The sequence below is a fragment of the Psychrobacillus sp. FSL H8-0484 genome (genome assembly GCF_038005325.1).
Taxonomy (GTDB): Bacteria; Bacillota; Bacilli; order Bacillales_A; family Planococcaceae; genus Psychrobacillus.
Genome location: NZ_JBBOSZ010000001.1, coordinates 2275118 through 2302110, shown reverse-complemented (window position 1 = coordinate 2302110; position 26993 = coordinate 2275118). Strand labels below are relative to the sequence as shown.

Sequence of the window (26993 nt, the reverse complement as noted above, 5' to 3'; positions counted from 1 at the left end):
CAAGCTCTGAAGAAATAAACATTATCTCATCAGGGATGTTATTAATAGGAGAGGACTCAAAGAGTAAAATGCATCTATTCTAAAGGACGTAAAACGTTAGGTCACATAGCAGCCTTAGCCTGAGGGCTAAGTTTATTTATTTCTTCTGGAATCGTTTGTTATTGTAGAATCAAAGGCAGTCCAAAATTTAGACTTTCTAGAAGATCGATTGAAAACGATTGGTTGTGAAATTGACATTTGGTGTTGATTAAATAAGATGCACTACTTTCTCAATGCTACAGCTGGCTCTGTATGTGGATAGACGCTGTTTAATGCCTTTCAATAACGGGTTTGAAGGAAATGATGGCTTTTCGTCCAAACTGCAAGATGGCTATTGAACCCGAACTAAAAGAAGTTATTTCCTCGACTATTCAACTTCGCTTCCCTTAAAGGCTGCGTGGTACATCCAGGTAATCGGAAATTGTTTTTTATAGAGTGAAAGATTCGCTTCTTACTGAGCCTGTACAAGTTGCCACTGCTCAAGTTCTTCTTACTTTTTACGCCTCGTTTTTGGTGTCCCTTTTTAACTTTATTTGTGTTGATTGGAGCACGATTATGTGATTCAACATGGGTTGCTTCAATGGCTATTGTTTCATTGGAGACAAATCCTTCCGATATTGTTTGTCGAAGAAGACCCTCTTGAACAATTTCTATTACATCCGATTCGTTAATCAGTGTGTTCATACGTGTATAAGAAACTTCCGATGGAATCTCATTCGAACCTAGGAAATCGCAATCAACCATTAATCTTACATTCTTATCGAGACGTCCCACCATCTCCATAATAAAAGATAAACTTTCATAGATTCGTATGATTAATGGTTAAATAATAGTGGAATAGTTCAGGGGTTTTTTTGGCCCAAAAAGGGACTTTTTAATGAACGCATCTAATAGTAGAGGGATATAAATACCTAATAAAATAGAATGACAATGATAACAATGTACTGAAAATTAAGAATATATATTATATTTAGAGATTGTTGTCGTATAATGGACATAAGTGTCTCCCTCTCATCAATAACACTTTTTTGCACTTATTAATTTCGAGAATTAGGAGGTACTCCTTTTTTATACTCTAATCCTTGTGTAGTAAGTTATGAAGGTCACGAAACTGATTCAAATAAAACATGTGGTGAACAGGCAAATGAAGAATACAATATTACACTAATATTACATCTAACCATTTAACCAATGTACAAACGGTGATTGGCTAATGGTACAGTGCCAGTTTTTTGTCAGATATTAATAGTCTAAAATAGAATCTTAAAGATAAAGAGAAGGTGACATTTTGGAAAAGTTAAGCTCTATTGCTATGAGGGAACATTTATCCAGTTTTTATATTTATTCTATTTCTTTTCTTGGTTTGATTGCTGTTATTGCCTCCATAATAATGAGTGAAATGCCTTCTGACCCTATAATCCTCTTGCTGTTAGCTGTATTTATGGGGATTATGGAGTATTTTCCTCTCCGTATTGGTAGAGGAGGAATTACACTTAGCCTTACGCTCATTTTTCCAATGATTTGGGAGTTCGGGATACATATAACTGTTATTGCTTGTGTGTGTGCAATGGTATTTACCCATTCCCTTCGCCGTTTGCCGATGCAAAGAACACTATTTAATTCCAGCCAATTTGCTATTAGTCTTGTTTTGGGAGAATGGCTCTCCCATAAAATTCTTCTTATTATTGGACCGAATCTGCCTATTTTATATGCGGGATTAATAAGTTTGCTATTATTCAGTTTATTTTTTTGCCTTTTCAACACGCTCTTTTTCGATTTTTTAATGGTGCTATTACCACAGCCATATTCGCTTGAACAGTGGCATAAGAAGAATAATTTAGTATTTTTCAGTGCAAGTTTTTGTTTACTCTACGCAGCTCTTATCTATCTATTAGATCATCAATATAATGAGGAATTTGGTAGAATTGCTATGCTGTTCTTCTTTTTCCCACTTGTAGCAATTTGCATTATAAGTTCTTTCTCTAGGCAAATACGGATAGAAAAGGAACGATTATATAAACTTTTTTCCATTACTACGGAGTTGAGCCAGGGACTGTCTGCTGGAAACTTACCTCAGATGAAACAATCACTTGAAGGTTTCTTAGGAATACAGGCATATGCTTTATGGGCAAAAGATGACGAGAATTGGAGAATTCTGCTAATGGATGGAAGCGTACATTCCAATATTTCAAGTTCGTCTGACATACAACCGAATTTTGAAGAGATTTCCGAAACCTTTGTTGTTAGAGATTGGAAAACGGGGACGGTTCCAGGAGATGAAGTATTTGAAAATGTCATACGGTCCCTCGTCTACTTACCTCTTAAAGTCAATCAGGAGTTGGTTGGAATGTTTGTAGCGGGTAAAAGCAGGGGGGCGAGTTTTATTGCCGAAGATATACAGTCTTTAGCTACATTTTCCAATCAATTGGGCGGGTTGCTTAAAACACAGTCTCTCGTATCCGAACAGGAAAAACGAATCATTCTAGAAGAAAGAAATCGACTTGCGCGTGAAATCCACGATGGAATCGCACAAGTATTAGCTGGGGTCATATTTCAACTGGAATCAGCTCAAAAGCAGTCAGCCTATCAATCAGGAAACTTGAAACAAGTGGTAGAAAAAAGTATAAAAAAATTACGGGAAAGCTTAGGTGATATTCGATATTCTATTTATGCTTTAAAACCGTATCCTACCCAACGATTAGGGCTAAAACAAGCAATTGCGAATAAAGTTCAATCTCTTAAACAAGAATATGATCTGGACATTAAATATCATGAAAAAGGCCGTTCTCGAACACTCAGTTTTTCAAAAGAAAGAGCAATCTTCGATACTTTACAGGAAGGTTTACAGAACATTACAAAACATGCAAAGGCAGATAAAGTTGAGATTCTTTTAACCTATCAACGTGAACATGTGCTTTTAAAGGTGAAGGACAACGGGATTGGCTTCTCCCTTTTTGAATCTATGATTAAAACGAAGCATGAGCCCCATTATGGCATCTTACATATGAATGAACAAGCTGAACAGCTGGGTGCAACCCTTCAGATTGATAGTTCAGTAGGAAAAGGTACAGTAATTACATTGTTAATTCCGGATTCAGAAAAGGGGGAGGATTACAATGATTCAAATATTATTAGTGGATGATCATACGGTCTTGCGTGATGGAATTCGGAGTATATTGGCTCTTGAATCCGACATCCGAGTCGTAGGAGAGGTTGTTTCCGGGGATGAGGTGTTGAAGAAAGTAGAGGAGTTTCAACCGGATTGTATATTGATGGATATTAATCTTCCTGGAAAAAGTGGAATTGAAGTCACATCACTCGTGAAAAGTCAGTATCCGAACTGCCGAGTGCTCGTATTAACTATGTTTGAACATGAGGAATACTTGATGGAAGCACTTCGGGCGGGTGCAGATGGCTATTTATTGAAAGATTCATCATCAGAAGAAGTGGTGGCAGCCATTCGAATGATATCACAAGGAAATTCTGTTATTCATCCTCGAATGACGAAAAAGCTGGTAACGTATCATCACCAGGAACCAAACGTAAATATGCTGACAGAGCGTGAAAAAGAAGTCCTATTTGAATTGGCCCAAGGTCTTAGTAATAAAGAAATTGCTGAAGCCCTATTTATTAGTGACAAGACCGTTAAAATTCACATCAATAACATTTTAAGAAAGCTGGAAGTGAAAAGCCGTACACAAGCAGTTATTTATGCCGTTCGAAATCAACTTGTTCCCTTTTCTTAAAGAACTATCCTGCGCCTAGACAAGGTGCGGATAGTTCTTTTGTTTTATGTTGGTTTAGAACCAAAAGCTGTAGCAATTATACCTTTTGATTAATTTTCAGAAAAGTAAAAAAGTGAAATAATAAAGATAGATTTGAAGTTTACTAGTTTCATCTATTTATTATTTTAAAAAGAAAAGGAGATAGGTTCATGAAAAAAAGAAAAATGAAGGCATGGAAAGTCATGACCACAGCGGCGATGACTTCCTTATTATTTTCATCACTTACCGTTTCTGCAGAAGGTGATGTTACGCAAGATGAGTCGCAAATGGTTGAAGAAATTGAGGAACAAGGAGGACAATTATTTTTTGATAAGGATAAAATCGAAACAGGTCAAGAAGATTCACTATATAAAGACGTTAAAAAAGAAGGTTTGGCTACAGCGTATAAACCGAATGATACTGTTCGCTTAATCGTAGAAGTTGAACAACCAACAGAAATTGAGCAAACAGCCAAAAGCAAAAAAGCTTTATATAAACAAAAACAAGATAAAGTAATCGAAGAAATCTCAAAAGAAAAAGATTCTAAATCAAATGCTCCTATTAAAGTGAAGCATCGTTTTTTCGAAGGGTTTAACGGATTCAGTGTAGAAACAGAGTTTCAAAATATAAAAGATATCCAGTCTATTCCAGGGGTTACGAATGTCCATATTGCCAGAATTTTTCAGGAAAATATGGCAGCAAGTAAAGAATTAGTACAAGCTCAAAAAGTATGGGAACAGTATGGTTATAAAGGTGAAGGATTAGTAGTAGCGGTCGTAGATTCCGGGATTGATTATACGCACAAAGATATGAATCTATCTGACACAGCCAAAGAGAAAGAAAAATGGACTCAAGATAAAATTAATCAAAAATTTACTGAGACAGACGTAAACGAAATTTGGTATTCCGAAAAAGTTCCAACAGGATATGATTGGGCAGACAATGATACCAATGTCATTCCGGGAACAAAAGGCAGTCCGCATGGTACACACGTGGCTGGTACAATTGGAGCAAATGGCGACGAAACGAAGGGTGCTGTCGCTGGAATTGCACCAGGTGTTCAACTATTGGCTGAGAAAGTATTTTCTGATAATGGTGGTGGTGCCTATGAGGATGATATTATCGCAGGAATCGAGCATTCAGTCACAATGGGTGCAGATGTAATCAACATGAGTTTAGGTGTTGATGCAGGCTATGTAGATGAAGATTTTGATCCGATCCAAAAATCAATCCGAGTTGCGACAGAACAAGGCACCCTTGTTGTAGTGGCAGCTGGTAATACAGCCTATAGTACAAAGAATAATATTATTCTCTCCTCAATAATACCGTATGCGGAAAATCCAGATATTGGAACAGTTGGTGCGCCAGGTGTAAGTCCATATGCATTATCGGTTGCTTCCTATGAAAATACTAAACTTCATTTAAATGCATTAGCAGATCCAAGTGGTTTTTCGGTGCCGTTCAAAGATCAAACGCAATTTCCAGCATCGTACAATTTTAAAGTCTCTAAGGTTCTTTCACCAGATGTACCTTATGATTTGTTATATGTTGGGGAAGGAAAGAGTGCATCAGATTATCCTAAAGGCAAAACTGACTACATTGCCGTAGTTAAACTATTAAATCCATATAGTACTGTTTCAACCATTCAGTTTACTGCAAAGAGTGCAGGAGCAAAGGCTATTATTATGATACCACCTGCAGTATGGTCAGATTATTCTTCTCTACCAGTAACGCCAACTGCAGTACCAACGGCTTCAACTAGCAAAGCTGAAGGTGAAGCATTACTGAGTAAAATGAATAGTTTGCCAAGTGGTCAATATTTAAGCATGAAATTTGCAGGCGATACTTGGGTAGAGAATCCGGCGAAGGACACGATGTCCTTATTTTCATCCTTTGGTTCTCCAAGTACATTAGATTTTAAACCAGAGATTTCTGCTCCTGGTGGAAATATTTATTCAACTATACCAGGAAATGATTATGAAGTGATGAGCGGTACATCGATGGCAACTCCTCATGTTGCAGGCGGCTCAGCATTGTTATTGCAGGCCCTTTATCAAAAAGGATTAACCCATTCAAAAGATACAGTTTTAAAAGCAAAACTTGCTTTAATGAATACAGCTAATATTGCCATGGATCCAAGGACAAATGGAGAAGTTCCATATTCACCACGTGTACAAGGGTCTGGGATAATGAAAATTCAAAATGCCATTAATACACCAGTCATTGTGACAAGTAGAAACACGCCTTTAGAACAAGCTGGAGCAGTTGCATTAAAGGAAATCGGTCAAAATACAAGCTTTAAATTAAACATGGAAGCATTCGACACTCCTAAGGGTAAAAATAATAGTGTTGATATTGAATACAATGTTTATGTAGATCTATTGAAAGATAAGACTGAAATGAAGGAATTCGATTTAGATAGTGATGGGCAATTGGATTCAAAAGAGTATTTAACATTAACAAGTGAACGAATTAATGGTGCGACTGTCACTGTAAATGATAATGTAGTAACAGATAAAACTGGAGCATTAATTAAAATCAAACCAGGACAAACAAAAATGCTTACTGTTAATGTGACGTTACCAGATTCCTTAAAGAAAAATAGTTTTGTAGAAGGATTTGTTCGTCTAGTCCCAGTAGCCAAAGACCAAGAAAAGGCAGTACCGTTAACGGTTCCATATATGGGCTTCTATGGAGAATGGGATGAACCAGGAAATATCGATGCTCCTGCATGGGAGAAAGATGCATTTGTGGGATATACGGCACTTTGGGATGAAAGTGCAGAAAGATATCCATTAGGATATAACCCGTATTCTGATACATTCTCTCTTAACCATATTGCCTTCTCACCAAACTATATTAATGATGGAATCTTTCCGTCATTCCAAGCATTACGTAATTTAGAAAAAGTTGAAATGTATGTTGAAGATCAATCTGGAAATCTCATAAAAAAATTAGGTGATTTTAGTGAATACACTGGAACACCATGGAAATTCAGAAAAAATATTATGTCATACGGGGATATAATGTATGGCGGATATAAATGGGATATGAAGGACTCTTCCGATCAATTTGTACCAGACGGTATATACCAATATGTTATCAAATCAACATTAGAATATGAAAACGCAAAACCACAGATTGTTAAAATGCCAATGACGGTAGATTCCATCGCTCCGACCGTATCAAATATTCAAGTAACACCAAAGAAGGGAAAATATGAAGTTTCCTTTGATGCGCAAGATAATGCCACTGACTTTAATTCGGCACTTCTTTGGGTTAATGGGAATTTTTATTCACCAGCAGTTGGAGTAAAATCTATACTCTCAAATACAGAACCGAAAAGTATTATTATTCTAGCCATTGATTATGCAGGAAATCAATCGTACGAAGTTTGGGGAGATCCGAGCTATATTAAATATACTATGGCCGTTCAAACGATCAGTATAACTCCGACTGCAAATATTAACAAAAGCAAACCTGCAAATATTAATGCCTGGGCTTATGCCAGAGTAGACTGGACGATTAATGTTAAAGATGCAAGTGGAAATATAGTCGATTCGTTTGAAGTGAAAAATGAACATTCACTGAAAACACAATGGGTACCTAATACGGACCTTCAAAATGGAACGTATTCTATATCAATTGATGTCGTGACAAAAGACGGTTTTAAAGTAACAACAACGCCTAAACAAGTAACGGTCCTCCAACAATAAATCGATTGCGACCCAAGTGAGAATGATTCACTTGGGGTTTTTCACGCCCAGTGCATGGTGCCATTTTTTACCCAAAAGATGAATGATTAAATAAAATGTCGTGGTGTAGTGCTTTTGTTTTATACTGGTATAGAACTAATAACGGAAAAATTTACATCCTATGTTTAATTTTAGGGAAAGTAGAAATATGGGATGATGAAAGACAGAATCGAGTTAACTAGTTTCATGGATTCTTCTTTAAAAGACTTGTTTGTAAAAAATATAAGTTAAGAGAGAAAGAACAATTACATAAGGACAAGGGGATGCGGTATGAAGAGGAAGAAAATCAATAAGTAGATAGTAATTAAAAAGTGGTTATTAAGCAGCCTTAGCCCTGTATTCTTGAGGGCTAAGGTTATTTAATTTCTTCCGGAACAGTTTGTTATTGTAAACCAATCTACATTCGTCCCATATTCAGCGATCAAACGCAGAATGCGTAATAACATATTCTTTAGTAATGTTCGCACGAGATTTACCATTTTCATAAAGCTTCACCGATTGCAGGTTAAATTCGGATGTAAAAGTTAGAACTTGACGTGTCATGGTAGCACGCTCCCTTAAGTTAATAGTCTAAGTTTACAAGCCCTTATTTTAATCTGATCTACTAAGTGTAGCCGTCCTCCTTCATGTTTAAGAGTTTGTTTAGTCACTAACTGATTACGACATTTGTGGAGGTCCTCCTTTTTCTGTGTTTGAAAGCCCATTGGTCATAAGGGCTTAGGGTTATCGATTTAATTACATTGTTAATTCAATATTTAAGAAACGAAGGAGGATTATCATGATTCAAATATTATTAGTGGATGATCATACAGTTTTGCGTGATGGAATTCGAAGTATATTGGCTCTTGAATCCGACATACGAGTTGTAGGAGAGGCTGTTTCCGGGGATGAGGTGTTGAAGAAAGTAGAAGACTTTCAACCGGATTGTATTTTGATGGACATTAATCTTCCAGGAAAAAATGGAATAGAGGTCACATCACTCGTGAAAAGTCAGTATCCGAACTGCCGAGTTCTCGTATTAACTATGTTTGAAGATGAAGAATACTTGATGGAAGCACTTCGAGCGGGTGCAGACGGCTATTTATTGAAAGATACATCATCTGAACAAGTGCTAGCTGCCATCCGAATGGTATCACAAGTAAATTCTGTTATTAATCCTCGTATGACGAAAAAGCTGGTAACTTATCATCACCAGGAACTAAACGCAAATATCCTAACAGAGCGTGAAAAAGAAGTCCTATTTGAATTGGTCAAAGGTCTTAGTAATAAAGAAATTTCTGAAGTCCTATTTATCAGTGACAAGACTGTTAAAATTCACATCAATAACATTTTTAGAAAGCTGAATGTGAAAAGCCGTACACAAGCAATCATTTATGCCGTTCGAAATCAACTTGTTCCCTTCTCTTAACTAAAATGTCCTGTACTTTTTATTCAGATTTAAGATAAGTGTTTGGAATAGTACTTTTGTTTTATCTGGTGTAAAACAAATAGCCGCGAAATTTACACCTTTTACTATATATTCACAAAATTATAAATATGGGATGATGAGGAAGTAGAATTTTGGGAGAGGAAAATGACAATTACATTAGAAAAAGGGGATGCGGTATTATGATGAGGAAAAAATTCAATAAAATCATGACAGGATCGTTAGCGGTTGGACTGTTATTATCTCAAGGTGCTCCATATAACGTATTGGCAGAAAGCCCATATGAGCTGAAATCGGTTAATAATGCGGAAGAAATTCTAAAGAACCTGTCTTCGGAACAAAGAAAGGCGTTAGAGCAATTAGAGGCAAGTTCAACCTTTACTATTTCTCCAGATATTAATGTGAATAGCCCTGAATTAGTCAAAGTCATCGTGGAATTCGAACAGGCACCAGTGAAAATTGAAGTGATGAAGCAAGCCGTGAAAGGAAAAGAACTATCTACTGCTACTGCAAATGAAAAAGTGGAGCAATCACACAAAGCTTTTAAAGAGCATGTGCAAGCATTGAAAGTGAAGAAGGACACGACCGAATACAAAGTGGAAGATGTAAACATTACAAGAGAATATAAAAATGCCATCAACGGTGTAGCGATGACGTTACCTGGTATGGCAGTAAAAGATTTGCTGCAATCTAGTGTAGTTAAACATATCTTTAAAGATTACGAGGTAAAAGTAGATCCACCGGTAGAAACGCAAGAAGCCATTGAACCTAAAATGGGAGATAGTATTCCGCAAATAGGCGTGGACAAGCTTCATGCCGAGAATATTACGGGTAAAGGCATTAAAGTCGGTGTGCTGGATACAGGGATTGACTACAATCATCCAGACTTAAAAGATGTTTATAGAGGAGGATATGATTTTGTAGATGATGATGCTGATCCGATGGAAACGACCTATCAGGATTGGATCGATGCTGGCGAGCCAATAGAACCAGGTTATGTGTATTATACGAATCATGGAACACATGTCGCAGGGACGATTGCAGCCCAACAGAAAAATGATGTGGACTATGCTGTGAAAGGGGTAGCACCGGAAGTAGATTTATATGCTTATCGAGTATTGGGACCTTGGGGTGGAGGAAATACAGCGGGAATACTTGCTGGAATCGATCAAGCGATTGCAGATGACATGGATGTCATTAATTTATCGCTCGGCGCCGCGACGAACGATCCTTTATACGCCACTTCTGTCGCAGTAAATAATGCTATGCTTTCAGGCGTAGTGGCCGTCGTTGCTGCAGGAAACGCCGGTCCGAACGAAAAAACGCTTGGTTCACCAGGAACAGCGGCTCTCGGTATTTCAGTCGGGGCGAGCGATGTTTCGATGACCATTCCTACATTTAGTGGGAGCGTTTTCACAAATGAAAATGATAATTTGCAACGTCAAGGCGAAGACCTTTTTCATCAATTAGAAGATTCAAAGCTTGACAGTGAGGACCTTTCTTCTCAATTAGAAGATTCAAAGCTTGACAGTGAGGACCTTTCCTCTCAGTTAGAAGATTCAAAGCTTGACAGTGAGGACTCTTCTTCTCAATTAGAAGATTCAAAACGCTTCGACACAGATTTTTCTTCTAAATTAGAAGATAAGAAGAAGGAGTTGTCTCACCAATTAGAAGATTTGCAACTTCTGGGCAAAGACTTTTCTGACCAATTAGAAGATTTACAAGGACAATCTTTACCATTTGTATATGCGGGACTGGGTAAAGTAGATGATTTTACAGGAAAAGATGTCAGCGGGAAAATTGCGTTGATTCAGCGCGGGGAAATTGCATTTGATGAAAAAATCAAAAACGCCAAAAACGCTGGGGCCAAAGCTGTGATTGTGTACAACAATGTCGACGGGCAAATACCTAGCTACTTGGGAGAGGTCGTCGGTTTAATCCCGTCCTTCCGTCTGTCAAAAGCGGATGGTGAGCAGTTAAAGGAGCTAGGCGAAGGTTCTTTCACATTTGAAACGTTACGTAATACAAAAACAGAAGGCGATCATTTAGCAGATTTTAGTTCACGTGGGCCGGTAAATGGAAATTATGATATCAAGCCAGATATAGTCGCTCCAGGTGTGTCCATCTTCTCTACTACACCGGAATTCATCAATGATCCAGAGGAAGGTATTAATTACGGGGATGCCTATGTACGTATGTCGGGGACATCGATGGCCACGCCACACGTGGCAGGTGCAGCAGCATTGATTTTACAGGAGAATCCCGAATACACGCCTTTCGATGTGAAATTGGCACTCATGAATACTTCGGTCGATTTACAAGGGGATAATTCTGTATACGAAGTGGGCGCAGGAAGAATCGCTGCCTATCAAGCGGTTCATGCAGATACCTCCATCAAAGTATGGGATAAAACACAAAATATCGAGAATGGAAACGTCGTAGAAATTGATGAAGAAACAGGTTCCATTGTATTCGGAAGACATTTTAAAAAAGATGATCAACCCATTGAGGCAAGTAAAAAGGTGACCGTTCAAAACAACAGCGAGGAAGAAAAATCTTATACACTAGAAGTGGAGTATCACGGTGAGCGTAATGGTATTCAAGATGCGGTGAGTAACGGTGTTACAGTGGATGTACCTTCATCCATTACAGTGGGAAGCTTCCAAGTGCAGGAGCTCCAGCCTACCATAACAATCCCAACCAGCGCTGCGGGAGGAAGATATGAAGGGTATATTCATGTGACCAATGCCAACAATCCAGACGAAACCTATCAAATTCCATTTGCTGTGATGGCGACGGAAAAAGGATTTGATTTTGTCAAAACGACTAGACCATCCGTGACAAATACGACAGCTTTCTGGGAACTTAATGACAAACAAATCCATTTCATCATGAAGTTGAATAGTCCAATGACAACCATGGATGTGCTTGTAAAAGACGGTAAAACAGGACAAGCTGTAGGGTTCATAGGGACAGCGAACACTAACTTCCCAATAGATAGACAAGTGTATCTTACTGGTGCGTTCAGCGGTACGGTCTTACCATTTACAAATGACCCGTCCAACCCAATCAGTGATATTCCTATAAAGCTTCCAGCAGGCGATTATATACTGGAACTGGTTGCACACGATGAGGATGGCAAATCGTATGTTTTCCAAAATCCGCTTATCGTGGACAATACAGCACCAGAAGTCAACATGGATATAAAATCGGGTGTAATCGAAGTCAATGATTCTATGTTTACAGTAGAAGATGGCCAAAAAGCAGTGTGGCTTCATGGAACAGCTAAGGATGCGACAGTAGATCTATTGCAATCTAAAGGGTTGGACGTCGATCAATCGTCCAACACTATGGCTTACTATACAGGTGACTCTGGATATATGGCTGGGTTCTTCCCGATTCAAGCGAATGGAGATGTGAAATTAGGAATTGAGGAAAGTGATATTGCAATACAACCTATGAGATTGTGGTTGAGAACGTGGGATACTGCAACGGCAGTTGGTTACCAAAAGTATTACTTCATGAAAGAAGGAACGGAATATACGACTACTAGTTATAACAAGCAAGAGTTGAGACTCGGTGATAACTTTACGATGACACTCAGCCTTAATAATGTGAAACAGCTTGTCTCCGGAGAATTTAATGTAGAGTTCTTAAAAGATTACTTCAAGTTCTTGAATGTGAAGCTGAACACTGCAGTCAAACAATATGCAATGGAAAAAGGCTTACAGGTATCACTAAATGAGCCTGTCGTGACGGAAGGTTTATACAATAATAGTTTGAACATCGGTGCTTCCATTACTGGAAATGCATTCAAAGGGCTGAACGGAGACATGCCGTTCCTCGATGTAACGTTTAAAGTAGTGAAAGGTGAAGTTTACGAAGATGTTCCTGGATTTGAAGTCAAGAAGGGGTCTTATAAGAAATCAGGACAAATAGCAAGCACTGCTATTCCTTTTTACAACACTCAAGATCTTAAAGTAATTCCTACACAGACACAGTTGATAGGATCCATCAGTCCGGAAGCATTTATTTTACAAGGTTCAGGGGCGGAATATTTGAAAGCGGCGGATTATTCGAAAATAGGGGCACAAGTATACGCTCTTTCCAGAAGCGGTAAAAAGTATAAAGGAACAATTAAAAGAAATGCATCTTTCGAGATCAATGGTATTCCGGCTTCCGATCAAGTGTATACAGCAGTTTTTGAAGTTCCAGGGCATCTTAAAGTGATGAAGAAATTCATTCCTGGATATCATGATGAAAATGGTGAGCTACGTGGGCAATTTCTAAGAATTGGTCAGAGAAGTCTTGCAGGGGATGTGAATGGCGACAAAATGATTGATATCCTCGATATCCAAAGTGTCGTGGATGCATACGGAACGAAAGATACTTCCATCGTGCCGCAAGATCTCAATCAAGATGGTGTGGTGGACGAGACGGATGTTCGTTTAATTGAGACTAACTTCTTAACGAAGGGACCTGACGCACCTGACAACAAACAGCCGAAAGAAAAAATCGGCAAAAAAGGGCTAGAATACTTCCTACGCCTTATCGGTCTCGAGGTGAAGCAATAAACATAGTATCATTAGGGATGTTCATAAAAGTAGGGGGCTCATAGAGTAAAATGCACCTTTTCTAATGAGTGTATAAGGTTAGGACACAATTGAAGATGATTTCTATAATCTGGACTTACCCCTCTCAAATAGATAGTAATAATAAAGTGGTAATTAAACAGTCTTAGCCCTATATTCTTCAGGGCTAAGGCTATTTAATTTTTTCTAAAATCGTTTGTTATTGTCGAACTAGACCATTTTCGTCCAATAATCAACGTTATTTGCTTTAATATCATTTTCTAATACTAAACGTTTGTTTTCTTTACGTAATCGAGCTATTTCGTTTTATTCTTCAGAGCGATTATCTTTGGCTGCGAATCTAGCAATGTATGCACGAGATTTCCCATTTTCATAAAGCTTCACTAATTGCAATGTCCTGTGCTTTATTAATCAGCTTTAATACTAGTGATTGGAATAGTACTTTTGTTTTACCGGATATAAAACCAATAGCTTCCCAATTTACACCCTTCGCTATATATTCAGAAAATTATGAATGCGTGATAATGAGAGTAGACAAGTTAACTGGTTTTCCTGAAATACTGGAATTTACTTGTTAAAAGAAACATCATTTTGGGAGAGGAGGATGACAATTACGTTAGAAAAAGGGGATGCAGTATGATGAGGAAAAATCGCAGTAAAATTATTACAGGAACGTTAGCTGTTGGAATGTTATTATCTCAAGGTGCTCCATTCAATGTATTGGCAGAAAGCCCATATGAGTTGAGACGGGTTGATCAGGCGGTAGAAATTCTAAATAACCTGTCTTTGAAATACAAAGAAGGGGGTTAGAGCAGTTGGATACAAATACAACCTTTACCATTTCTCCGGATATTGATGTGAATAGCCCTGAATTAGTCAAAGTCATCGTGGAATTCTATCCGGCACCAGCGAAAATTGAAGTGATGAAACAAGCAGCGAAAGGAAAAAAACTATCTTCTGCTGCTGCAATTGAAAAAGTGGAACAATCTCACAAAGCTTTTAAAGAGCATGTGCAATCATTGAAAATCCAAAAGAACTCGACTGAATACAATGTGGAAGACATCAACATTACAAGAGAATATAAAAAGGCCATCAACGGCGTAGCGATGACGTTGCCTGGTTTGGCAGTAAAAGATTTGCTGCAATCTGGAGTAGTTAAACATATCTTTAAAGATTACGAGGTAAAAGTATTTCCACCGATAGAAACGTAAGTAGCCATTGAACCTAAAAAGGCAGATAGTATTCCGTAAATTGGCGTGGACAAGCATCATGCCGAGAGTATTACGGGTAAGGGATCGGTGTGCTGGATACAGGTATTGACTTCAATCATCTAAACTAAAAAAATGTTATTAAAGGTGGATATGATTCACCATGAAAAGCGGCTCTCGGTATTTTCAGTAGGGTCGATCGATGTTTCCATGAACATTCCTACTTTTAATGGAAGCGCTCACAATAATGTGTTTGAGGATTTCTAACTTCTCGTCGAAGACTTTTCTGAGTTGATGCTAGATTAGTTGAAAAAATTTAATAACCTGATGTTGAAAGTCAGATCAGAGTATTAAATGTGAAGTTAAGTCATTAGCACGAAACCATCACATTTTTACAAATATATTAATCTACTATTTAGTAAGGAAAAGGGGGAAATTTAATGGGGAAGAGGAGAAACAAAAAAATTGTTAATGTAATGACCACAGGATTGGTATCTGCAGTACTTTTGGCAACAAGTACTGGTAATTCATTTGCTTATGATGACACCGTCGCAGAAACGCTGGTCACTCAGGGGTCTATGCAACTGCAGAACAACATGGTTGTCGACTCGCACACTGTTACCCTTATCACAGGCGAAGTTGTGATGCTCGACCGTTATGCCGACGGATTACAGGCAGCGACAATCGCACCGTCACCCGATGGCGAAGCAATGGAAATAACGAAGATCCAGTTGGGTGACGAAGTCTATGTCATCCCGGCTAAAGCGCAGCCGTATATCGAAGCGGATGAGCTCGACCGTGAATTGTTCAACATCACCAAGTTGGTAGAGTACGGATACGACGACTCCAATGGCTCCGATATACCGGTGATCGCGACTTACTCGGACACAATGGCTACAGTGGGCAAGGCATTAGAAAAGGTGTCTCCGGTAGGTTCTAAGAAGGACAAGATATTAGAGAGTGCCAACGCAGTTGCGCTAAAAGTGAACAAATCGGAGGCTGAGACGTTCTGGGAAGCAATCGACGACGACAGCGTCTCCGCAGCGACCGAGCCGGAGCTTGCTGGTGGGATAGAGAAGCTGTGGCTTGACAAACAAGTACAAGTGACGCTAGAACAGAGTGTTCCCCAGATCGGAACACCGACAGCATGGGAAGCTGGATATGATGGCGAAGGCGTGAAAGTAGCTGTCTTGGACACTGGAATCGATCCGAATCATGTTGATGTTAAAGCATCTATTATAACCGCTAAGAACTTCACGAACGATTCTGATTATACAGATGGTCACGGTCACGGAACGCATGTTGCTTCGACTATCGTGGGATCTGGCGCAGCTTCCGGCGGTAAATTAAAGGGAGTAGCTCCAGGTGCAGAACTTTTAATTGGGAAGGTGCTTAACAATGAAGGTTCAGGTCCTGAGTCGGGAATCATCGCTGCAATGGATTGGGCAGTCGAAGAAGGTGCCGATGTCGTCAGTATGAGTCTTGGTAGTCCTATTCCGAGTGACGGCACAGATCCAATGAGTCAAGCGGTTAACCATTTGAGTGAAACCACTGACACATTATTTGTTATTGCTGCAGGTAATACAGGACCAGATAAGAAAACTATAGGAGCACCAGGTGCAGCCGAAAAAGCATTGACCGTTGGGGCAGTTAACAAAAACGACGTGTTAGCTCCCTTCTCAAGCCGTGGTCCGATTATCGAGAATTACCGTGTCAAACCAGAAATTACGGCACCAGGAGTAGGAATCGTAGCTGCTCGTGCTGCAGGAACTTCCATGGGTACTGTCGTTGACGCCAATTACACGGCTGCTAATGGTACATCGATGGCTACACCACATATTGCTGGTGCTGCAGCCATTCTTAAACAAAGACACCCGGACTGGTCTGGTGACCGAATTAAGCAGGTGTTAGTTGGAACGGCTAAGACAAATGCCAACGATACGGCATATCAGCAGGGAGGCGGACGTGTAAGCATTGATAACGCTCTGGATGCGAACATCTACAGCAGTCCTGCAGTTGTCAGTCTTGGAAGTGCTGAGGAAACTAGTGAACCGCTCGAGCAGACATTTGACTATGTCAATCCATCAGATGTTGAAATGAAATTAACGCTTAATATGGTAGCTAAAAATGAAACGGGAGCCCCGGCTCCGGATGGTATGTTTACACTAAGCGAGTCAGAAGTAACGATTCCCGCTAATAGCAGCAGTGAGGTGAAAGTGACGTTTGATCCTTCACTTGGTACTGTAAGTGATTACAAAGCGGTGGTTACGGCTACTTCAAGTGACGATCAAATAATAACCACGACCATTGGTGCGACGAAGAAGGTACCGTCCGTGGATTTAACTATTCAAATGATTGACCGCAATGGAAACCCATCAACTGGAGAGGTCTTTGTGGTTAATCTTGATACGGGATTAAACAGAACAGTCTCCCCAAATAGAGACTCTGGGATTAAGATCGTCGAAGTGCCGGAAGGGCGTTACTCGGTAATGGGTACTGTGACCACATTCGATGAGGCTAAATGGCGAGCAGAGAACCATACACTTGCAGGTGTGCCTGAGGTTGTGCTAAGCGAGAACACCATGATCACGTTAGATGCACAGCTGGGCAAAGAGGTCCAGATCTCTACTCCTCAAGAGTCCGAGGGGAACGGATACAAATTAGGATACCGCAATACGCAGCAAATTAATGGCATCCCGTTTGTGATTGACTTCATGAAGGGCTTTACGGCACCGTACTGGGATCACGCATATGTAGTACCAACCGAGCCGGTGACGACCGGCACGTTCGAGTTCGACTTCCAGCAGCGCAGGTACGCCCCTTTGATCCGTGCATCTTATGACGGAAATGGTGGTTCAATCCCGCTCGAGCATGTACTGTATACGCCTAAGTTGGACGGCGATAAGACGCTGGAAGCTGTCAACCTCGGCTTTGCGCGACCTGATGACCTCAGTGGTAAGGATGTCAGTGGCAAACTGGTAGTCATCACTCGTGATACGACATCGACGGTTACTGACCAGATCAAAGCTGTGACAGCTGCCGGTGCAGTGGGTGTATTTATTGTCTACGACGGACCAGGTATTTTCTGGACTAGCGTATTTAAAACAGCTGGCATTACCATTCCGGCCTGGACTCTTCAACAAGACGATGGAGAAGTGCTATTCGATCAAATTGCCAACGGTCCTACTAGTATCAACTTGAAAGGTATTGCCAACAGCCCGTATGTGTATAACATGGCGATGATGGTTCCGGATGCGATCCCGGCTAACCCAGTCGACGCGGTGACAAAAGAAAACTCTGCAGTGGTGAATGCACACTACCGAGGGGCAAGAGGCAGAGTAATCAGTGAATCGTTGGCGCCGATCCGCCCGCTTGAGGCTTCGATCTTCCTATCTCCAGAGTTTCTCGATGCACCACTAGACCGAGAAGAGTGGTACTCAACCGGCAGCATGTCACCTACCATGAAAGATATGAAATGGTACCACGCGGTCTACGACGAAAATCGCATCAGCCGTAACATGAAGGATATATTCCGTAATTATCTGCCAGGTGAGCAGCGCGAAGAGACATGGCTGGGCGCGGCGAACGGTCCGGCTCAACGAGACACAACAACGGCGTTCCGTGAGGGAGACACAGTCACCCTCAACATGCAAGAACAGGGTGACAGCCAACCGGGGCACTGGGGCTATTTTGGATACCCTGAAGACACGTCGATGGTTCGGATGTATCAGGACGGAAAGCTCCTCACAGAGAGAAAGTATTTCTCAATGTTTGAACCGCTGACGGTTAGCCCTGACCCAACGACATACCAAATCACGATGGACACTGCGCACCCGACGGGGTTCAGAATGTCTACAAAAACAAGCACTGCGTGGACGTTCAAGTCTGAGCGAACAGCAAATGGGAAGGAAAACCTAGCGCTTCTGTGGCCGAGGTATGACCTTGAGCTGGATGAGGAAAACAAGACAGAGGGTGGAAAAACTTACCACTTTGACCTTTCATTCGCCCTTCAATCAGGTGATACCCCAGACATAAAAGGGGTTGAAGTCGAAGTGTCCACTGACGACGGCGTCATCTGGAACACTGCGAAAGTGTCGAGCAAGAAAGATGGTAACTACAAGGTGTCCGTGAAAAACCCAAAATCTGGTTACGTGTCGCTCCGCGTCAAGGCATGGGACGCAAATGGTAGCCAGATCGAACAGACTATAATTAAGACCTACGCTGTGCGCTAACACTCGCGGTAGATACAATAGATTTGCATAATGTGCATTGACACAGGATGACACAGGAATACATGGACTGGTATATAAAATATCGGATGTAAAGTAGTCAAAAAAAGACCAGGCGTCTTTTAAAATGTTCCCTATAGAGTAGACATGATAAAAAAAGTCTACTTTGTTGAAATGCCCCGTAATTGTTAGACACCAACTAACTATTTACGGGGTGTTTTTATGTCTAAATATACATTAGAAGTTAAATTACAAGCGGTGGAACGCTATTTAACTGGAAATATTAAAATCAGAACTGCTTTATTTACAAGAGTTTGAGAGCATGGCGCATTTTGAAAAGGAATTAGAAGAATATCTTGAATATTACAATCACAAGCGAATGAAGGCAAAATTAAAAGACCTGTGCCCGGTAGAATACCGAACTCAGATCTTAGTAGCTGCCGAAAATATTTGTCTAACTTTATTGGGTCAGATCATTTTAGTGGTCTACATTAATAAGATTTATCATGAATTATTGTGAATTTTAACCCCCTTCATAAAAATGGAATTAAAAGTAGTTGAATAAAAAAAGCCACAAACCCTTATGTATCAAAGGATGTGACTCTTCTGTATATATGGTCCCGACTGGTCTCGAACCAGCGACCCCCACCTTGTCGAAATTATCTCACTTATAAAATTTAGCTAAACTGAGTTTGATTAGGTTAAATAAGTCTGATTTAATAAGGTTTTCGCAGCTGTGAAAATCATTTGAGTAAAATAAGATATGTACAAAAAATTAATTATGCGGACAAATTGCGGACAAATGAGTGAACAGATGGTCTGTATTACTTTTTTGTTTAAAACAAGATAAAACAGTTGATAAGTGTCAATTAACAATTATTTCATTTCAATACTCCACTATTATAGATTAGCCAGATTATTTGAGCCAGCAGGTCGGAGCAGCCGAAATCTTTTCTCTCATTTAAATTATATGAGCATCATATACAGGGACAATTAGGGAAAGACTATCCGATTACCTATGAAGAAAAGTAGAAGACATTTTAAATTCATATCAAGTTGGTTATAACGGGAAATCAGTAGCATTATCCACCCATTGTTCATAAATTGTTTAGGAGGTGTATATGAACTATTGGTGGATTCACGTATTACCCAGTTGTTTTAGCTCATTTTTATTTTGTTTCCCCTTTCATGATCATAGCACTTCTTGTTAATTTAATTTCAGGAGGTGGCAAGAATGAATGATTTCCATAACGAACTCCAGATGTTGAATGTTGGCGATTTCAATACTAGTCAGCCAGTTGCTTTGGACCCAAACGGATCCTTTTCAACTCAAACTGCGCAGCTCGGTGGTATCGGTGGTGTAGGTGGTGTAGGTGGTATCGGTGGTGTAGGTGGTATCTTCCGTTGTTTTAGCTGTTTTAGCTGCTTTAGTTGCTTTAGCTGCTTTAATTGTTTTAATTGTTTTAATTGTTTTCGTTGCTCTAATTGTTTTCGTTGCTCTAATTGCTCTAATTGTTCTAATTGTTTTCGTTGCGGTGGTCACGGCCGCTAATATTTCTAGATTTCTAACAAAAATCGTGATTGCCAAGGTCCCTGCAGTTGTTGCAGGGACCTTTCTCTATAAGGTTAAACATATGAAACAAGCTACAGTACATAGGATGTAATGTTAAACATAATATCGATTTAGGAATAACTATGGTTAAGGAGGAGCAGAATGCCAAATTTGACCCCTATGATGCGTCTGAAAGTGAAAAGGGACACATTTTTTCTCCCCGATTCAAATAGTGGTGTGTATTTTCGAAATAATAAAAGTTCTTTTCATGTGGAAGGAAATGAGATCGTTCAGTGGATTGAAAAACTGATACCGATGTTCAACGGGAAGAACACGTTAGAGTATTTGACAGATGGATTACCTGGTCCATATCGGGATCGCGTCTATGAGATTGCGGAAGTGCTATACCGAAATGAATATGTTCGGGATGTGAGCCAAGATCTTCCTCATCAATTGGCGGATCCGGTTCTTAATAAGTATGCTTCTCAAATTGAGTTTTTGGACAGTTTCGGTGATTCGAGTGCGTACCGATTTCAAACCTATCGTCAGGCAAAAGTGTTGGCAGTTGGCTCGGGTCCTTTTTTTGTTTCGTTGGTTTCTTCATTACTTGAATCCGGATTGCCCAAGTTCCAAATTCTAATCACGGACTCGGTGTCGACCAATAGACGGCGGGTGATGGAACTCGTGGCACATGCACGTAAATCTGATACCGAGGTAGCGGTAGAAGAGGTTAGCCTGCAGAAGGAGGGAAGACATTTTTGGCGGGAGATTGTTCAACCGTTTGATTCGATATTGTATGTGTCTCAGGAGGGCGATATTGAGGAACTCCGAGTTCTTCATGAGGTTTGTAGGGAAGAAAAGAAGGTGTTTCTCCCTGCTATAAGCCAACAGCGTGTGGGCCTTGCGGGTCCGCTAGTGCATCCTGACTCTAAGAGGTGTTGGGAGTCTGCGTGGAGGCGCATGCACAGAGCTGTACTTTCCAAAGAGCAACAGTTCACCACTTTCTCTGCAACAGCAGGGGCAATGTTAGCAAATGTAATCACATTTGAATTGTTTAAAGAGATTACTGGAGTAACCGAATCTGAACAAAGGAACCTATTCTATCTACTTGATATAGACACATTGGAAGGAAACTGGCATTCGTTTTTGCCTCATCCGTTGGTGGATGGACACGTGTCTAGCGAATGGGTAACAGATTTGGATGTGCGTCTTGAACAAAGCTTAAGCAAAGATGAAACGAATGGATTATTACTTTACTTCAGCCTGTTGACATCGGAAGTATCAGGGATTTTTCATATTTGGGAGGAAGGAGATCTAAAGCAGCTGCCTTTAGCTCAGTGCCGCGTTCAGGCGGTTGATATGTTGTCGAAGGGACCCGCTGAGCTTTTACCAGACATTGTTTGTACAGGTCTGACGCATGAGGAAGCACGAAGGAAAGCGGGACTGGCTGGGATAGAATCATATGTGTCACGAGCGGTTGAACTACTCGTTGCGACCCTACCTTCATATCAGGAAAATGGGGAGAATGTGGTAGAAATAAAGGAATTCATCGGAGTTGGAGCGGGGGAAACGGTTGCGGAAGGTATTTGCCGGGGATTGCAAAAGTGTTTGGACAAAGAGCTAAGCATGCAGCTGATAAATAAAAAAAATCATGTTTCTCGGTTGCAATTGGATATGGTAGAAGATGAACGTTGCCGGTTTTATTTGGAGGCACTGACCACGATGCTTGGCTCACCAACGATCGGTTTAGGAGAGGAAGTGAACGGTTTCCCTGTCATTTGGGTCGGAACGAATGACGGCTGGTATGGTGGTGTAGATTTGAATATTACATTGGCGTTGCGAAAAGCGTTACAACAGGCGCTTATGAAGGTACAATCCCCTACGGCTTCCCACCCGGTGCAATCGCAGGAAGTTTCGGCCGTTATATTGGAAGAAAAGGTGCCCCTAAGCCTTGTTATCTCCGCTTGTGATGAGAACAGACAGTCCGAGATTTTGCAATCCGCTATACAAATTCTAGAACGGAATCACAAACGGCTTTTAGTGCTTGATCTAGCGTTTGAACCATTTTTGAAAGAGGGAATCGCAGGGCTGTTTGGCGTGTTGTTACGAGAGGAGAGAGGATTCCGGTGAGTGCCGTCGTGATGGTTGTTGGAGAAGGATTATTGGCTGATCGTGTGTGGGGGGATCTATCCACTCAATACGAAGTAATACGCCGCTCCGATTTCGAGGCGGGAGTACCAGAAACGACTAATCTGGTTCTGGTATTGCACGATACCTTGAATCCTTCCCTTCATAAAAAGTCGGAAGAGGTATTGCGGCCAACCGGCATACCTTGGCTGCGAGGTTTTGTTTCATATGGAGAAGGAGTGATTGGGCCACTAGTACGTCCGGAAATACCAGGCTGCTCCCAGTGTGCAGACAAACGACGTCTCATGGCCGGACGAGACCGTAAAGAGATGTGGGAGATGGAACAGAGACTTACGGCTCACGGTGGGATTTCGTGTGATGCTTGGGCATCGCGTACGGGACTATTGCAAATGGCGCACCTTCTCGAGGCGGAGGTACAAAGCATATTAGATGGAAATCAGGCTTATTCGGAAGGTCGTTTATGTTTAATCAATCTGAAATCGCTAAAGAGTTCGTGGCATCCGTTTCTTCCTGACCCGTTATGTCCGGTCTGTAGTCGATTACCCAATGATTCACCAGCCGCGGCCCGAATTACATTGCAATCTAGTCTGAAGATCAGTACTGACAGCTACCGCTGTCGTTCCATGGATGACCTGAAAAATATTCTAAGCAAGGATTATCTAAATGAGCGGACTGGTTTATTAAATGGTAAAATGTATGACCTCAGGCTACCATTTGCCGATGTAAGTGTTAATCTGCCGTTGTTTACGGGAGACGAGGGTGTGGCAGGACGAACTCATTCATACAAGGTTAGTGAGTCCACGGCTATTTTGGAGGGATTGGAGCGGTACTGTGGTCTTTCTCCAAGTGGAAAACGAACAGTGGTTCATGACAGCTTCCGCAATCTGGAAGACCGAGCGCTTAATCCTCTCAAGGTAGGTGTGCATTCAAAGGAACAGTATACGCTGCCTGATTTTCCGTTCAAACCGTTCAATCCTGATCGCTCCATCGATTGGGTTTGGGGTTATTCGTTTTTGCAAGAGTGTCCTATTCTGATTCCAGAGTTGCTTGCTTATTACAGCTTGGGCTACGATGAGGGATTTGTCTATGAAACTTCCAATGGTTGTGCGGTAGGCGGTAGTATAGAGGAGGCCATTTTCTACGGTATTATGGAAGTTGTAGAGCGTGATGCGTTCCTGATGACTTGGTACGCAGAACTGGCACTCCCACGTCTTGACCCTTATTCTACTAACGATCAAGAATTAAAGTTAATGATTGACCGTGTGCGTGCGGTTGGAGGATATGATCTCTATTTTTATAACTCGACGATGGAGAACGGAATTCCAAGTGTTTTGGTGCTGGCGAAAAACAGGAAAAAAATGGGGTTGAATATCATCAGTGCGGCCGGCGCTCATCTGGATCCAATACGAGCGGCGAAAAGCGCGATTCATGAGTTGGCTGGCATGATGCTAATACTTGATGAGAATTTAGAAGCAAACCGGGAGGAGTATGTGCAAATGTTGAAAGACTCTTCCTTGGTACGGAAGATGGATGATCATGGGATGTTGTATGGGTTGCCGGAAGCGCAAGAACGCCTACAGTTTTTGTTGGATGATAATCGGCCATTGCGAACGTTTGACGAGGAATTTAAATGGGAGGCAGTGCATGCAGACCTTACGGATGATCTGCGGGATATTCTCCAGGTGTTTAGGGGATTGAACCTCGATGTGATCGTGGTGGAGCAAACGACACCGGAAATCAAACAAAACGGACTGTTTTGCGTTAAAGTCCTGATTCCGGGGATGCTGCCAATGACATTCGGTCAACATCTTACGCGAATAACAGGGCTTGAGAGAGTGCTCCGGGTGCCAATGGAACTCGGATATAAGGAACAACCGTTAACACTTGGACAGCTCAATCTATATCCGCATCCGTTCCCATAACTAGTGGTTAGGAGGTAGGAGGATGAATCTTGAGGCATTTTTGCATAATCTCCATTTTGATATTGAAAAGGTAAGCCCGCCAAACTGGGAAGTGGATTGGGATGATGCACCGCTTACGTATAAGCTCTATCGGGGCGTACCTGTGATTCCGCTTTCTTTAGAAGTACCGTTGACGCTTAAAAGGTTAGAAGCAACTGTAAAGCCTGACCTAAGCAGAATCGGTCATTTTCTCTGGTATGTATTTGGTCTAACTCAATTTAGCGAGTCTGTGATGAACTTGGATTTCAGCGATCAAGCCATAGACCTAATGCAGTCGAAACGGCGGTTTGTTCCTTCCGGTGGGGCGCTGTATCCAAACGAATTGTACGTTTATTTGAAGATAGAGAATTTGCCTGCCGGTGTTTACCATTATGATGTAGCACATCATCGCTTAGTGTTGCTGCGAGAAGGAAATTTCGATTCATATATATCCCGGGCACTTGGCAATCGCTGTGACCTATCCGATTGTTTTGGTACTGTTTTTGTATCGACAATGTTTTGGAAAAATTTTTTTAAATACAATAACTTTGCCTACCGGCTTCAAGGGTTGGATGCTGGTGTGCTGATTGGACAATTACTGGAAGTAGCGAAATCTTTTGGCTTCGCAACTGGGGTATATTTCCAATTCCTTGATCGGGCCATCAACCACCTGCTTGGGCTTTCCGAACAAGAGGAGAGTGTGTATGCGGTGATTCCCCTATCGGCGGAATCAACAAACTGCTTCAACAGAAGTAACATAGATGGGGATGACTCTGCCACTGAATTATGCCAAGAGTTGACAGCAATTCAGTCTACTCATTACGTCCAATCACGAAGGGTTAAAGAGTTTCCAATGTTAACCAAGATGAATGAAGCGTCTATGTTGGAATCAACGAGATCGTTTCGGCAGATCAAGGATGAGCAAATAAATTGTGAGGGTCAAACATTGACTCTGCCTTATGTGAAGCAATTGTCGTATGATTTGGCGTCGGTCTGCCGAAAGCGATTTTCACCGGACATAGATTTCGTTTTGGGAAAGGTAAGTCAACTTCAGCTTGCCACACTGCTTAAGGGCGCGATGGATTCCTTCTCGTATCAAAATGATTTGGATGGAGTTCAAAAGAAACAGAAGTCCCGTGTTTCACTTTACGGATGTTTGTATAATGTCGAGGGCATTCCGAATGGTGCATATCACTATGACAGCTCTGCCCATGCGTTACGTCGAGTACAACTCGGAGATCAGCGATTACGGTTACAGCACGGAATGTCCGGAGGTAATGTAAATATGTTCCAAGTACCGCTTTGTCTACATGTGGTTGGGAACAAAAATCATTTCAAAACGGAAATGGGATACAGAGGATATCGCATCCAACAAATGGAAGCGGGTATGCTGGTGCAAAGAATCCTGCTAGTCGCGTCAGCCCTCGGATTCGGAGGACACCCACTCCTCGGGTTTGATGCGAACATATGTGATGAGATATACAAGCTGAGTCCACAAGGAAAAACCAGCCTTATCCAAATCCCGACAGGTCCGTATCGACACCGTCCTTGGTTAAGTGGAAGTCTGCATAGTTAAGTAAGTGGTAATGCCTCAATTTCCTTTTAGGAGTTGAGGTTATTTTTATTCAGAGAATTCAAACAATCGTGTAAGCAAAAATTGAATCGTGTCGACCGTTTTCGTTTAGATTTAAATTTACTCCCGTACTTTCTTATAAGATTTATCATGAATTATTGTGAATTTAACCCCATTCATAAAAATGAAACAAATGCGTTTAAATTAAAAAAGCCACAAACCCATATGTAGCATGGATTGTTACTCTACTTTAAATATGGTCTCGACAGGTCTCGAACCAGCGATCCCCACCTTGTCGAATTTATCTGGCTTAATAAACCTAGTTAAACTGAATTCAATTAGGTTAAATAAGTCTGATTTAATAAGGTTTTTGTGAGTGCTAAAGTAATTTCGGTAAAATAAGTTCGGTACAAAAAAATAATTCTGCGGACAAATTGCGGACAAAAGAGTAAACTGGTGGTCTGTAATACTTTTTTTGATTGTAACAGCGTGTAACAGCGTGTAACAGATATATATATAATGGATAATATTACTTTTCATAATTGTATTACCATTTCAGCACATTCATGGCAATATATTATATCTTGGTGCCAATAGATAATATGCTACGTCGAATCCATGAACTTGTTGACTTCTCATTTATTCATCAAGAATAGTAAACAAATTATTGTCTTGATAATGGGCGATATGCCATTCCACCAATCCGCGTGTTCAAAATATTGGAATGATGAGGACAATATTTATTAATATTCTAGAATTGTGAAAAA

General features: G+C 40.8%; 12 protein-coding genes and 3 pseudogenes. 13 read left to right on the top strand and 2 right to left on the bottom strand.

The annotated features are described in order from the left end of the window. Window positions 1-384 precede the first annotated feature (384 nt). The gene (locus tag MHH81_RS11165) at window positions 385-783 is read right to left on the bottom strand and encodes a hypothetical protein (RefSeq protein ID WP_340921117.1); all 399 of its coding nucleotides are present in this window, start codon (window positions 781-783) and stop codon (window positions 385-387) included. Window positions 784-1351: 568 nt separating this feature from the next. Between MHH81_RS11165 and MHH81_RS11160 the strand changes: the two genes are divergently transcribed. The 3 genes from MHH81_RS11160 to MHH81_RS11150 all read left to right on the top strand — a co-directional run bounded on the left by MHH81_RS11160 (window position 1352) and on the right by MHH81_RS11150 (window position 7519). After that, window positions 1352-3181, top strand: a complete 1830-nt coding sequence (locus MHH81_RS11160) for a GAF domain-containing sensor histidine kinase (RefSeq protein WP_445678135.1) — start codon at window positions 1352-1354, stop codon at window positions 3179-3181. Continuing rightward, entirely contained in the window at window positions 3156-3785 is a 630-nt protein-coding gene (locus MHH81_RS11155; RefSeq protein WP_340921111.1) for a response regulator transcription factor, read from the top strand. Before MHH81_RS11160 ends, MHH81_RS11155 begins: the two co-directional genes overlap by 26 nt. Window positions 3786-3973: 188 nt before the next feature. After that, window positions 3974-7519 (top strand): S8 family serine peptidase, encoded by a 3546-nt coding sequence (locus MHH81_RS11150; protein WP_340921108.1) that lies wholly within the window; start codon window positions 3974-3976, stop codon window positions 7517-7519. A 453-nt stretch (window positions 7520-7972) separates the two neighbouring features. On the opposite strand, the gene MHH81_RS11145 is transcribed toward MHH81_RS11150, so the two are convergent. Beyond that, entirely contained in the window at window positions 7973-8101 is a 129-nt protein-coding gene (locus tag MHH81_RS11145; RefSeq protein ID WP_340921106.1) for a hypothetical protein, read from the bottom strand. A gap of 235 nt (window positions 8102-8336) precedes the next feature. Between MHH81_RS11145 and MHH81_RS11140 the strand changes: the two genes are divergently transcribed. From MHH81_RS11140 to MHH81_RS21335, 10 genes and pseudogenes are all read left to right on the top strand, one after another. After that, a complete protein-coding gene (locus MHH81_RS11140; RefSeq protein WP_340921103.1) occupies window positions 8337-8966 on the top strand; it encodes a response regulator transcription factor in 630 nt (209 codons plus the stop codon). Between the two features lie 200 nt (window positions 8967-9166). Next, complete coding sequence (locus MHH81_RS11135) at window positions 9167-13558, top strand: S8 family serine peptidase (protein ID WP_340921101.1); 4392 nt, start codon at window positions 9167-9169, stop codon at window positions 13556-13558. Between the two features lie 654 nt (window positions 13559-14212). Further along, window positions 14213-14912: pseudogene (locus tag MHH81_RS11130) on the top strand (protease inhibitor I9 family protein); the annotation flags it as partial. Window positions 14913-15224: 312 nt separating this feature from the next. Then, window positions 15225-19016, top strand: coding sequence for a S8 family serine peptidase (locus MHH81_RS11125; RefSeq protein ID WP_340921098.1), 3792 nt, complete (start codon window positions 15225-15227; stop codon window positions 19014-19016). Window positions 19017-19293: 277 nt separating this feature from the next. Continuing rightward, window positions 19294-19455, top strand: a pseudogene (locus MHH81_RS11120) (IS3 family transposase); the annotation flags it as partial. 792 nt (window positions 19456-20247) lie between these two features. Continuing rightward, window positions 20248-20565 (top strand): heterocycloanthracin/sonorensin family bacteriocin, encoded by a 318-nt coding sequence (locus MHH81_RS21340; RefSeq protein ID WP_445678090.1) that lies wholly within the window; start codon window positions 20248-20250, stop codon window positions 20563-20565. Window positions 20566-20727: 162 nt separating this feature from the next. Then, the gene (locus MHH81_RS11110; RefSeq protein WP_340921093.1) at window positions 20728-22695 is read left to right on the top strand and encodes a putative thiazole-containing bacteriocin maturation protein; all 1968 of its coding nucleotides are present in this window, start codon (window positions 20728-20730) and stop codon (window positions 22693-22695) included. After that, window positions 22692-24635: a TOMM precursor leader peptide-binding protein gene (locus MHH81_RS11105; protein WP_340921091.1), complete on the top strand. Its 1944-nt coding sequence runs from the start codon at window positions 22692-22694 to the stop codon at window positions 24633-24635. Before MHH81_RS11110 ends, MHH81_RS11105 begins: the two co-directional genes overlap by 4 nt. 22 nt (window positions 24636-24657) lie before the next feature. Further along, the gene (locus tag MHH81_RS11100) at window positions 24658-26229 is read left to right on the top strand and encodes a SagB family peptide dehydrogenase (RefSeq protein ID WP_340921088.1); all 1572 of its coding nucleotides are present in this window, start codon (window positions 24658-24660) and stop codon (window positions 26227-26229) included. 563 nt (window positions 26230-26792) lie between these two features. Further along, window positions 26793-26948, top strand: a pseudogene (locus MHH81_RS21335) (IS5/IS1182 family transposase); the annotation flags it as partial. Window positions 26949-26993 lie beyond the last annotated feature (45 nt).

Excerpts from the sequence above, each read along its gene's own strand:
- MHH81_RS11155 (WP_340921111.1), top strand. The coding sequence starts at position 3,156 with ATGATTCAAATATTATTAGTGGATGATCATACGGTCTTGCGTGATGGA.
- MHH81_RS11145 (WP_340921106.1), bottom strand. The coding sequence starts at position 8,101 with ATGACACGTCAAGTTCTAACTTTTACATCCGAATTTAACCTGCAATCG.
- MHH81_RS11135 (WP_340921101.1), top strand. The coding sequence starts at position 9,167 with ATGATGAGGAAAAAATTCAATAAAATCATGACAGGATCGTTAGCGGTT.
- MHH81_RS11160 (WP_445678135.1), top strand. The coding sequence starts at position 1,352 with ATGAGGGAACATTTATCCAGTTTTTATATTTATTCTATTTCTTTTCTT.
- MHH81_RS11140 (WP_340921103.1), top strand. The coding sequence starts at position 8,337 with ATGATTCAAATATTATTAGTGGATGATCATACAGTTTTGCGTGATGGA.
- MHH81_RS11110 (WP_340921093.1), top strand. The coding sequence starts at position 20,728 with ATGCCAAATTTGACCCCTATGATGCGTCTGAAAGTGAAAAGGGACACA.
- MHH81_RS11125 (WP_340921098.1), top strand. The coding sequence starts at position 15,225 with ATGGGGAAGAGGAGAAACAAAAAAATTGTTAATGTAATGACCACAGGA.
- MHH81_RS21340 (WP_445678090.1), top strand. The coding sequence starts at position 20,248 with ATGAATGATTTCCATAACGAACTCCAGATGTTGAATGTTGGCGATTTC.
- MHH81_RS11150 (WP_340921108.1), top strand. The coding sequence starts at position 3,974 with ATGAAAAAAAGAAAAATGAAGGCATGGAAAGTCATGACCACAGCGGCG.
- MHH81_RS11100 (WP_340921088.1), top strand. The coding sequence starts at position 24,658 with ATGAATCTTGAGGCATTTTTGCATAATCTCCATTTTGATATTGAAAAG.
- MHH81_RS11165 (WP_340921117.1), bottom strand. The coding sequence starts at position 783 with ATGGTTGATTGCGATTTCCTAGGTTCGAATGAGATTCCATCGGAAGTT.